Source organism: Kitasatospora arboriphila (genome assembly GCF_039528095.1).
Lineage (GTDB): Bacteria > Actinomycetota > Actinomycetes > Streptomycetales > Streptomycetaceae > Kitasatospora > Kitasatospora arboriphila.
In genome coordinates this window covers 1-689 of sequence record NZ_BAAALD010000260.1, presented here as the reverse complement: position 1 = coordinate 689, position 689 = coordinate 1, and the positions used below count along the sequence as shown (strand labels likewise).

The following is a 689-nucleotide window of genomic DNA, read 5'->3' as shown; positions in this document are numbered from 1 at the left end:
GGGTCAGCGCTTCAGGGTGAGGACGCCGGGCCGGTACGGCAGTCGGTCGTAGGGGCCGGTCGCGGTGGGGGACTTGCCCTGGTAGAGGAACTGCAGGTTGCAGGGGTCGATGGTCATGGTCTGGTCGGGGTTGTTGCGGACCAGGTCGCCGTGGCTGATGTCGTTGGTCCAGGTGGCGCCGCTGTTGGCCTTGCCCGCGAAGGGGTTGCTCTCGCTGGCGGCCTGCGGGATCCAGGAACCGTTCAGGCTGGAGGCCGTGAAGGAGCGGAAGTAGCGCTGCTCGTTCGCCCCCCGAGCCTCGACGATCATGAGGTACTGGTTCTGGTCCTTGACCTTGTAGACCTGCGGCGCCTCGAACAGGTTGTTCGCCGTGTCGCTCATGACCGTGGTGTAGGACGAGCCGAAGCTGCCGGGGAAGTTGCCGATCGGCATGCTCGCCCGGTAGATGCTGCCGTTGTCACCGGCGAAGAACAGGTACATGTTCTGGCCGTCGGCGATCAGGGTCTGGTCGATCGGGCCGGTGCTGGACTTGGGGATGCTGCCGGTGAACAGCGGCTGCGGCGAGGACCAGCCGTTGGGGTTGGTCGGGTCGCTGGAGGTGCGGTAGATGAACGGCCACTGGCCCCACTGGTAGGCGAGCACCCAGATGTTCTTGGGTGCGAAGTAGAACAGCGTGGGCGCCACCGCGG

The 689-nt window shown here is 66.0% G+C and carries 1 protein-coding gene; it reads right to left on the bottom strand.

The annotated features are described in order from the left end of the window. Positions 1-3: 3 nt before the first annotated feature. A partial coding sequence (locus ABD353_RS39840; RefSeq protein ID WP_344628592.1) for a non-reducing end alpha-L-arabinofuranosidase family hydrolase occupies positions 4-689 on the bottom strand: 686 nt, incomplete at its 5' end.